Origin of the sequence: Pseudoalteromonas luteoviolacea CPMOR-1, assembly GCF_001625685.1 — a bacterium.
Taxonomy (GTDB): domain Bacteria; phylum Pseudomonadota; class Gammaproteobacteria; order Enterobacterales; family Alteromonadaceae; genus Pseudoalteromonas; species Pseudoalteromonas luteoviolacea_K.
In genome coordinates this window covers 65,167-75,413 of record NZ_AUYC01000016.1, presented here as the reverse complement: position 1 = coordinate 75,413, position 10,247 = coordinate 65,167, and the positions used below count along the sequence as shown (strand labels likewise).

Genomic DNA, 10,247 nt, shown 5'->3' with positions numbered 1-10,247 from the left:
CTGAGCTAATGACCCGCTCTGGATATGGATGTGCTTAAATGGTGGGTCATGATGGACTCGAACCATCGACCAATGGATTAAAAGTCCACTGCTCTACCAACTGAGCTAATGACCCGCTCGGGGATATGAATAACACTTAAAATGGTGGGTCATGATGGACTCGAACCATCGACCAATGGATTAAAAGTCCACTGCTCTACCAACTGAGCTAATGACCCGCTCGGGAAATTTTAAGCTTAATGGTGGGTCATGATGGACTCGAACCATCGACCAATGGATTAAAAGTCCACTGCTCTACCAACTGAGCTAATGACCCGCTCATATCAAAATTAAGCAAAAGTGGTGGGTCATGATGGACTCGAACCATCGACCAATGGATTAAAAGTCCACTGCTCTACCAACTGAGCTAATGACCCACTCATTGCAGCAAGATGTTTATAACGTATCGCCTGCTGCGGGCGCTTATAATACTTATTTAAAATTCTAGTGCAACTGAATTACGCTGTTTTTTTTAAATTTTATGCCTAAGCGCCTATTTTTACACCACAGTGTTCACAAAGCAGCTTATTACAGCTTAGATAAACGCTCTGTTGCCAATTTTGCAGCAGTGGTGCTTGGGTATTCTTTTATCAACGCATTGAACAATTGTGTCGCTTTTGTCTTGTCTCCGGCATTCGCAGCCAATGTACCAAGCTTCAGCATCGCATCAGGGCGCTTATTTGAGTCAGGGAACTGCTCAACAACAATGGTAAAGTGCTTAATCGCTTCAGCAGGCTTGCTTTTTATAGATTGTAGCTGGCCTAACCAATAATGCGCATTAGGAATATATACTGACTCTGGAAATTGTTGCAAAAAGTTTTGAAACTCTGGGATTGCCGCATCATAGCGCTTATCCTTCATGATCAGAGCAACAGCACGGTCATAAGCTTCATTCTCAGATAAGTTAGAGCTCACCGCTTGCTCGCCGACAGTAGGAATAGCCGTCGCAGCAATATCAGATTTAGTTTGCTCATAAACTTGGCTAACACGGTTCTCAATTTCTTGATACAGCTCTCGTTGGCGCTGTAACACTTTTTCCAGTTTATAGCTTTGCTCGTCGGTAAAGCCACGAACTTGGCTGACTTCGTCTTGCAATTGCTGCAACTGTAACTGAAGATCGGCTTGCACTCGATTTCGATTTGTCATCATTTTTTCGAGTTCGGCAACGCGCTGTTCAAGCGACTTTTGATTATTTGCAGCATCATAAACAGTAGCGGGAGCTGCCCAAACCTGGGAGCTCCCGCTAAGAAAGATGATGGCTGCCAAAATAGTTTTCGGCTTCATAACATCTCTTGTCTAAATTAGTATACCAATACCGCGCGACGGTTCTTAGCAAAAGCTTCTTCTGTGCGCGACTTAACCATTGGCTTTTCTTCACCGTAGCTCACTACAGAGATTTGGCTTTCAGAAACACCTAGGCTCTCAAGGTATTTAGCAACTGACTTACCACGGCTTTCACCTAGTGCGATGTTGTACTCAGGAGTACCACGCTCATCTGCGTGACCTTCAACAAGTACTTTTACACTTGGGTTTTTCACTAGGAAGTCTGCGTGTGCTTGTAGTAACTCAACATATTCGCTACGTACTGTAGAGCGGTCAAAATCGAAGTATACGATTTGCTCTTGACGCAACGTTTCGTACTTCTCTTGTTGGATCTCTGCAGCTGTTTTTGGACGGTCAATTGTGTTTACATCAACCTTGTCATTGCTGTTAGAAGAAGCATTTGTCTGCTGGCTATCACCACCATCAACATCACCAGATGATGAGCTACATGCAGCTAAAGTCATTACAGGCAACGCTACCAATAAAGCCTTTAAAGTTTTGTTAAGTTGCATCGAGTATATTCCTATATCTTTATAAGTCTAACCAGTAAATATTACTGTAAAAACGGCGACCAGGCCGGTGCCTTCACTTGCCCGTCAAGTACTGGCAATCTCGCTTTAAAGCGACCGTCCATCGACACCAGGGCCAAAACCTGCTTATTATTATGCAGGGTACTGTAAATAATCATAGAGCCGTTCGGCGCAATACTCGGTGATTCATCGAGTCTCGTACGAGTTAACACCTGAAACAGCCCTGAATCAAATTCTTTCTTTGCTATATGGTACTGACCTAGCGTGCGATTTACCATTACTAATTGTTTACCATCTGGCGTAATTGAACCTGCTAAGTTCATGTCGCCGTCAAAGGTCACACGTCTAGATCTACCAGTATCTAAATTTAACTTATAAATCTGGGCATTACCACCCCTTTCAGACGTATACACAATTTCTCGGCCATTTGGGTGCCAACTTGGCTCAGTATCTATACTTCTGTGCTTAGTTAAGCGCTTTTCGACGCGCGTTTCTAAATCAATCAAATATACCTCTGTTGCACCGCCTTTGTCTTTAGACAAAACAACCAGCATTTGTGTGCCATCAGGCGAAAACTGTGGTGCACCATTGATACCTGGGTAACTGGTCAGTTTTTCACGTTTACCAGTGTATATATCTTGAACATAGACCTGAGATTGGCGATTTTCAAAGGTCACATACGCTAATTTATTGCCATCTGGAGACCATGCAGGTGACATTAGCGGCTCTTTTGAACGCAGTAACACTTGCTCATTGAACCCGTCATAATCTGCAACCACAAGTTGATACGGTTTATCTTGCTCTTCTCGCACAATCACATAAGCAATTTTCGTTCTAAACGCGCCGCGCTCGCCAGTTAAAGCCTCATAGACCACATCACTTATCTGGTGTGAATAGTATCTAAATGAATCACTGTCAATCACACTTTGACGGCTTTCCAAAATATGGTCTTGGCTTTTCATTAATTTGCCATTGCTCATCATGCGCGTTTCACCACCTGTGATCTGCGCACGTAAAACATCAATCAATTCATATTTTACCAAATAGCGGTTCGCTGGCTGTTGAGTAATAGTACCCACAATAATCGCTTCGACACCTAAATTGACCCAAGCGTCATAGTCTACTTCCTCATCTGTGGTTGGCAGCTGCGGCATCTGTTCCTCAGATACCGCTTTAAATTTACCACTGCGCATCAAGTCTGCTGCAACAACTGAACTAATCTCTGAAGGGGCTTCACCGTTACCGATGTATTTAAATGGCACAACACCTAAAGGTCGTGCACTGTCAACGCCTTCAGTAATGACAATTTCCAATGCCGCATTGGCAAGTGTTGTCATACTGAAAGCAAAAACCAGAACTATGTTTTTTAAATGCTTTAACATGGTTTTCCTTTAAAGATTGGGTTTAATCGTTAAATTAATATTCTTAAGTTGTTCAAACACATCTTTGTCTTTCGAAACAGGCAATGTATCTGCCATACGAACCGCACGAAGTGCCGCTTCACACACTAATTTGTCTCCACCTAACGAATTAGCTTGAGTAACCAAGCCATTGAAGCCCAAGCGGATGTTCAAACGACATTGCTTACCCTTCATTTTTTCATCAATTAACAAATTAGACTGAATACGTTGCATGATCAGCGCTTTGTATTTATCTACTTCTCCAAGCACTTGTTGCTGCCTGACTTTCGCACGCGCAGCCTGCTCTTGTGCTAACTGCTCTTGCAACAGCTGCTCTTGCAATGCTTTTTGACGTGCTTGCTCAGCGGCTTCTGCTTTGCGTTTCGCCTCTTCTTCTTGACGCTTACGTTGGGCTTCAGCTTGTCTTAAACGATCCTCTTCAGATTTACGTTTCTCGGCTGCCGCTTTTGCAGCTTGCTCAGCTTGTAGCCTTTCTTTTCTGGCCTTTTCTGCATCAGCGCGCTGCTTTTGCTCGACCTCACGGGCTTTTTTCGCTTGCGCTTCAGCTTTGCGCTTTTCAGCCAACTTTGCTTGACGTTGCTGTTCGAGTTTTTTGATGCGCCTTGCTTCTGCTTCACGATCTTTACGTGCTTGTACCGCGCGACGTTCTAGGTCACGAATACGCTTTTCTTCAGCGCGTTTTTTGGCATCTTCAGCTTGCTTAAGCTGTGCAATTTTGCGCTCCACAGCACGTTGATCGACGGAAATAGCTGAAACCGCTTTTTCCTGCTCTTCTTGCATAACTGGATTTAATTGCACGTGCATTACCGTGGGTTTAGACATTTGCAAATTAGCTGAGGCAAACAGCATACCCGCTAACGCGATGTGAAGCAGAAACGACTTAATAATTCCGCTTGTTAACGCATCCATTAATTATCCTCAAACGATTTGGTCATCAGGCCGACAGAAGGCACCCCCGCATTTTTCAAAAAGTCCATAAGTAATAAAACTTCTTGATATGAAACACGGCCAGAGCCTTTAATCATCACAGGTGTATCAGGGTTTTGCTGCAGTTTTAATTTGATAACTGCTGCCACTTCAACTGCATCCATTGGTGCTTCAGGATCAGTGCCGACAGACACATAATAACGGCCCTCTGCATCAATACTGGCAATAATCGGCGGTGCATCTTTGGTTTCAACTAAATCTGACTCTTGCATTTGTGGTAAATCCACTTTTACACCATGGGTGATTAGCGGTGCAGTTGCCATAAATATAATCAACAATACCAGCATGACATCAATGTAGGGTACTACATTGATCTCAGCAACAGGTCTTCTTTTCTTAGGCTGATACATTAGCTTTTGTCTCCACTAAAGTGGCCGCTTGACGATGCAATATGTTAGCAAACTCTTCCATAAAATTGGCGTAGTTTACTTCAAGCTTTTCAACATGTTTTGCGAATCGGTTGTACGCCATGACTGCAGGGATAGCTGCAAATAGACCCATCGCTGTTGCAATCAGAGCCTCAGCAATACCTGGTGCCACCATTTGTAGCGTTGCTTGCTGCACATTACCCAAAGCAATAAATGCAGTCATAATCCCCCAAACCGTACCGAATAGACCGATATAAGGGCTGATAGAGCCAACAGTCGCTAAAAACGACAAACTGGTTTCTAGTTTTTCTACTTCACGGGATAAAGCAACACGCATAGAGCGGTGTGTGCCATCTAAAATCATATTCGCTGAGCCCGTATTGTTCTTTTTGTGTCTCGCAAATTCTTTGAACCCCGCGACAAATAGCGCCTCTAACCCTTTAGAGCTGCCTGAACGTGCCGTAATCTCATTGTATAATTTGCCTAAGTCCATACCTGACCAAAACTGTTGTTCAAACTTTCGAGCTTCGCTTTGTGCTTCTGCTATCACCGAACGACGTTGGAATATAATCGCCCACGACGCGATGGACATGCCAACTAGTGTCAACATAACAAGTTGAACCAACACACTGGCTTCTAAGATTAGATCGATGAAATTTAAACCCGATTCCACGTTTTAACACTCCTAATAATAATGTGTACCTGGCATGGCGCCTTTAAACAGATAGACTTCAAGCACGACAAAAGGTTCAGGTAGTTTAACCACACAAATAAGGCCTTACAACGTCAAAGCTATAAAATTAGCTTAAATGTCGATAAATAGCACAATGTCTGTGTTTGTCATGCTTTTACCGTCCCATATGTTTGTTTCGGTATTTAAATCATTTTATTTTCCACTTCCTCCGATTAATTAACATTTTTATTCCTCACCATCAGAGCAAGCGTAATTATTTACTCAGAGTGCATAAAGTGGTGGATTTATTCACTTTGCACGAATAAATGCTCAAAAAACCATTGGTAATACCAATTAACAACAAATTATCTAATATTTACAATTTGAGCATAAATAGTACAAATGCAATTAAATCATAAAGATACATACAGTAAAATCGTTCTTATCATGCAATGTAAAAAATGGTAAATAGCTTTCGCATTAGTTATTTTTATCTGAAAGATATAATTTTTCTAGTTTGATAATAATCCATAAGATCTCTAATATACACCCTGTACTGAGCGCACTGCTTAACGCAATGCAAAGCCAGTTACCGAGTGATAGAGTTCTGATTTACTCTGTTGCTTTTGATGAGAACCTTTTGGATAAAACCTTAACAGACTCATCAGTTCCCTGGATTACTTCCTTCAACTTGTTGTTTTCGCCCGCACATATGTGCGGGCTTTTTTTTGCCTGAAATTTATATCTAGATTGAAAGGCTAGCAAATTCAGATGAATACTATTAAAAAAGCCACCGTAAATACGGTGGCTTAATTGCGGTTATCCTTTGGTAAGGTCAAAGTGCAGATAGGCCCTATCGGATACTATCCGTCCTCTTGGCGTACGCTGGATAAAGCCTTGTTGAATAAGGTAAGGCTCTATCACATCTTCTATCGTCTCTTTCTCTTCACCAATTGCCGCAGCGAGGTTATCAAGACCCACAGGTCCGCCAGTAAACTTCTCTATAATAGCCAGCAAATACTTTCTGTCCATATAGTCAAAACCACATTTATCAACATCAACCATATCTAATGCTTGGTTAGCAATGGTTTTATCAACGCTGCCATCTCCTTTTACATCAGCAAAGTCACGAACACGGCGTAGCAGACGGTTTGCGATCCTCGGTGTACCACGTGCTCTTTTGGCAACTTCGCGAGCGCCTTCTTCGGTTGTCTCCAAATTTAAGAAGTGAGCTGAGCGGCTAACAATTTGTGACAAGTCATCCACCGAATAGAACTCCAGCCTTTGCACAATACCAAAACGGTCTCTAAGCGGTGAAGTCAACGAACCCGCTCTAGTCGTTGCGCCTACGAGTGTAAATGGCGGTAAGTCCAACTTGATAGAGCGTGCAGCGGGCCCTTCACCTATCATAATATCCAGTTGATAGTCTTCCATTGCCGGATATAAGATTTCTTCCACTTGTGGGCTAAGGCGGTGGATCTCATCAATGAATAACACATCACCTTCTTCGAGGTTAGTTAACATGGCTGCCAAGTCGCCAGCTTTCTCAAGTACAGGGCCTGATGTCGTTTTAATATTCACACCCAACTCATTGGCAACGATATTTGCAAGGGTTGTTTTACCTAACCCTGGCGGGCCAAATATCAATAGATGATCTAGCGCTTCTTCACGTGAACGTGCAGCTTCAATGAAAATTTCCATTTGCTGTTTCACATGAGGCTGACCGGTATAGTCACTCAGTAGCTTTGGTCGAATAGCTCTATCTATTTGCTCTTCATTTCCTTGAACTTCGGGTTCAATTAGTCTGTCTGCTTCTATCATAATTACATCATAGACCTAAGCGCTTCTTTAATGATGGTTTCGGTATCTAAACCATCGCCTTTTACTGCTTTCACCGCTTTTTGTGCCTGCGCAGCTTTATAGCCCAATGCGACCAACGCAGCAATGGCGTCATCAGCCGGTAAATTACCCACCGTAGGATCATCCTGTGGCGGGATAACGGCATTGTCACTGAATGGCGTAAACAAGTCGTGACCAAAGTCTTTTAACTTGTCTTTCATTTCTAAGACTAGACGCTCTGCGGTCTTTTTACCTACACCTGGAATTTTAACTAGGGTAGATGCATCACCATGATTTACACACTGCACAAACTGCTCAGCTGACATCCCTGACAAAATAGCAAGCGCGAGCTTGGGGCCCACACCATTTGCTTTAATCAGCTCTCTAAATAGAGCACGCTCTGTTTTATTATTAAAGCCAAACAGCAATTGTGCATCCTCTCGAACCACAAAGTGCGTAAAAATGGCTGCTGGCTGACCCGTACTTGGCAGCTCGTAGAAACAAGTCATCGGCATTTGTACTTCATAGCCTACCCCATTTACATCAATGAGAATTTCTGGCGGCTGCTTTTCTAATAAAGTACCACTGAGTTTACCTATCATAATTATCTTAACCTTCCACGAACTGTTTTTTTAGCATTGCCTGCTAAGCGAATTAAGTTTTGTTCAGAGTGTGCATGACAAATTGCAATTGCCAATGCATCCGCAGCATCTGCTTGTGGGGTGCCAGGTAACTTTAAAATACGTTTTACCATTTCTTGCACCTGAGACTTATTGGCTCCACCGGTACCCACCACAGCCTGCTTGATCTGCCTTGCCGAATATTCATGTACAACCACATCTTGCATGGTTGCTGCAACAATGGCGGCACCTCTAGCTTGTCCAAGCTTTAGTGCTGAGTCTGGGTTATGTGCCATAAATACTTGCTCTATCGCAAAACTGTCTGGAGAAAACTGCTCTATCAACTGGCTAATGCCTTGAAAGATCATTTTTAATCGAGTCGGAAAATCATGCTCTCCAACTTTGATACAGCCGCTACCTAAGTATTTAAACTTTGCACCGTGATGCTCAATAACACCATAACCTGTAAATCTCGAACCAGGGTCTATGCCCAAAATAACTGCCAAGGCACTGCCCTCTTTACTTTTTTCAACATCATGCCAAAATACTGTATGGATTTCCAGTTGTTAAACAAAAAAGGCGGCTATAAAAGCCGCCTTTTCAAAGTAAGTCAGTGATTACTGCTCTTCACTTTGTTCTTGCTGTGCTTGTACTGCAATTGCAAGCTCAGTCAGTGCATCAGGGTTTGCAACACTTGGCGCATTGGTCATTAAACAAGACGCTTGAGTTGTTTTAGGGAATGCAATGACGTCACGAATGTTATCTGTACCACATAAAAGCATTACTAGACGGTCAAGGCCAAATGCTAGGCCAGCATGTGGTGGAGTACCGTACTTCAGTGCATCAAGTAAGAAACCAAACTTGTCTTGCTGCTCTTGCTCTTCAATACCTAGAATTCTGAACGCAGCTTGCTGCATTTCGTTATTGTGGATACGCACTGAACCGCCACCAACTTCATAGCCGTTAAGCACCATATCGTACGCATCAGAAATCGCAACCGCTGGGTTTGCTTCTAGTTCTTGTGCACTGATGTCCTTCGGTGCTGTGAACGGATGGTGCACCGCGTGTAAGTTACCTTCGTCATCTTCTTCAAACATAGGGAAGTCAACAACCCAAAGCGGCGCCCACTTGTTCAGATCAGTGATCTCTCTGTCCAAACCAACTTTTAAACGCAGTGCACCCATCGCTTCGTTTACCACGTTGCGCTTGTCTGCACCAAATAGAATGATGTCGCCAGTTTGCGCGTTTGTGCGCTCTAGTAATGCACTGATCACATCTTCGTTTAGGAATTTAGCAATCGGTGATTGCACACCTTCCATACCTGCTTCACGGTCATTAACCTTCATCCAAGCAAGGCCTTTCGCGCCGTAAATACCAACAAACTTCGTATATTCGTCGATTTGCTTACGAGATAGTTCAGCACCGCCTGGGACTGTTAGTACTGCAACACGACCTTTTTCATCGTTAGCAGGACCCGCTAGTACTTTGAACTCGACATCTTTAACAATATCAGCAACGTCAATAAGCTCTAATGGGTTACGTAAATCAGGCTTGTCTGAACCAAAACGGCGCATCGCTTCAGCGTATGGCATAGTTGGAAACTCACCAAGATCAACGTTTAGTAGCTCTTGCCACATTTCACGGATCATACGCTCAGTGACTTCACGCACTTGGTCAGAACTCATGAATGACGTTTCTAAATCGATTTGGGTAAATTCTGGCTGTCTGTCAGCACGTAAATCTTCATCACGGAAACATTTTACGATTTGATAATAACGGTCGAATCCAGACATCATTAACAACTGCTTGAACAGCTGTGGTGATTGAGGCAATGCGTAGAAGCTGCCTTTGTGAACACGACTTGGGACTAAGTAATCACGCGCACCTTCAGGTGTCGCTTTCGTTAGTACCGGTGTCTCAATGTCTAAGAAATCATTGTTATCTAGGAAACGACGCACAAAGCTTGATGCTTTTGCACGTAGCTTAATACGATCGCTCATCTCTAAACGACGAAGGTCTAAATAACGGTATTTAAGACGACGCTCTTCTGAGTTTTGCTGGTTAAAATCTAGCGGCAAAGGCTCAGAGCGGTTAATGATCTCAAGTCCAGTGCCTAAGATTTCAACTTCACCCGTTGCCATGTCTTTGTTAACTTGGCTGTCAGGTCTTGCACGCACACAACCTGTCACTTTCACACAAAACTCTTGGCGCAGCGTATTAGCAACGTCCATCAAGCCTTCAACTTCTGGGTCAAAAACAACTTGAACCAAGCCTTCACGGTCTCTTAAGTCGACGAAAATTAATCCACCTAAGTCACGGCGCTTATTGATCCAACCACATAATTCGACTTCTTGACCAACGTGGTCCTTATTTAAATTTCCGCAGTATATAGAGCGCATATCGTTCCTATTTGCTTAGGCTTGCATGAAAAGTGCTATCCAGCCTAT

The 10,247-nt window shown here is 43.2% G+C and carries 10 protein-coding genes and 4 tRNA genes; all 14 read right to left on the bottom strand.

Features of this window, described 5'->3' with window-relative positions; genetic code table 11:
• Positions 1-39: 39 nt before the first annotated feature.
• Positions 40-115 (bottom strand) — tRNA-Lys (locus N473_RS05845).
• Between the two features lie 27 nt (positions 116-142).
• Positions 143-218 (bottom strand) — tRNA-Lys (locus N473_RS05840).
• 22 nt (positions 219-240) lie between these two features.
• Positions 241-316 (bottom strand) — tRNA-Lys (locus N473_RS05835).
• Between the two features lie 24 nt (positions 317-340).
• A tRNA-Lys gene (locus tag N473_RS05830) sits at positions 341-416 on the bottom strand.
• 151 nt (positions 417-567) lie between these two features.
• On the bottom strand, positions 568-1,323 hold the full coding sequence (ybgF, locus tag N473_RS05825) for a tol-pal system protein YbgF (protein WP_063367110.1): 756 nt from the start codon (positions 1,321-1,323) through the stop codon (positions 568-570).
• 17 nt (positions 1,324-1,340) lie between these two features.
• Positions 1,341-1,874: a peptidoglycan-associated lipoprotein Pal gene (gene pal / locus N473_RS05820; protein WP_039607804.1), complete on the bottom strand. Its 534-nt coding sequence runs from the start codon at positions 1,872-1,874 to the stop codon at positions 1,341-1,343.
• Positions 1,875-1,915: 41 nt separating this feature from the next.
• Positions 1,916-3,274, bottom strand: coding sequence for a Tol-Pal system beta propeller repeat protein TolB (gene tolB / locus N473_RS05815; RefSeq protein WP_063367109.1), 1,359 nt, complete (start codon positions 3,272-3,274; stop codon positions 1,916-1,918).
• 9 nt (positions 3,275-3,283) lie between these two features.
• Complete coding sequence (gene tolA, locus N473_RS05810) at positions 3,284-4,222, bottom strand: cell envelope integrity protein TolA (protein WP_063367108.1); 939 nt, start codon at positions 4,220-4,222, stop codon at positions 3,284-3,286.
• The gene (gene tolR / locus N473_RS05805; protein ID WP_039607802.1) at positions 4,222-4,650 is read right to left on the bottom strand and encodes a protein TolR; all 429 of its coding nucleotides are present in this window, start codon (positions 4,648-4,650) and stop codon (positions 4,222-4,224) included. Before tolR ends, tolA begins: the two co-directional genes overlap by 1 nt.
• On the bottom strand, positions 4,637-5,341 hold the full coding sequence (gene tolQ, locus N473_RS05800) for a protein TolQ (protein ID WP_039607801.1): 705 nt from the start codon (positions 5,339-5,341) through the stop codon (positions 4,637-4,639). The genes tolR and tolQ overlap by 14 nt, the downstream gene beginning before the upstream one ends.
• An 819-nt stretch (positions 5,342-6,160) precedes the next feature.
• A complete protein-coding gene (ruvB, locus tag N473_RS05795; protein ID WP_063367107.1) occupies positions 6,161-7,162 on the bottom strand; it encodes a Holliday junction branch migration DNA helicase RuvB in 1,002 nt (333 codons plus the stop codon).
• A 2-nt stretch (positions 7,163-7,164) separates the two neighbouring features.
• On the bottom strand, positions 7,165-7,782 hold the full coding sequence (gene ruvA, locus N473_RS05790) for a Holliday junction branch migration protein RuvA (RefSeq protein ID WP_039607799.1): 618 nt from the start codon (positions 7,780-7,782) through the stop codon (positions 7,165-7,167).
• 2 nt (positions 7,783-7,784) lie between these two features.
• Positions 7,785-8,306, bottom strand: coding sequence for a crossover junction endodeoxyribonuclease RuvC (gene ruvC / locus N473_RS05785; protein ID WP_039607798.1), 522 nt, complete (start codon positions 8,304-8,306; stop codon positions 7,785-7,787).
• 111 nt (positions 8,307-8,417) lie between these two features.
• Complete coding sequence (gene aspS / locus N473_RS05780; protein ID WP_063367106.1) at positions 8,418-10,199, bottom strand: aspartate--tRNA ligase; 1,782 nt, start codon at positions 10,197-10,199, stop codon at positions 8,418-8,420.
• Positions 10,200-10,247: the final 48 nt, after the last annotated feature.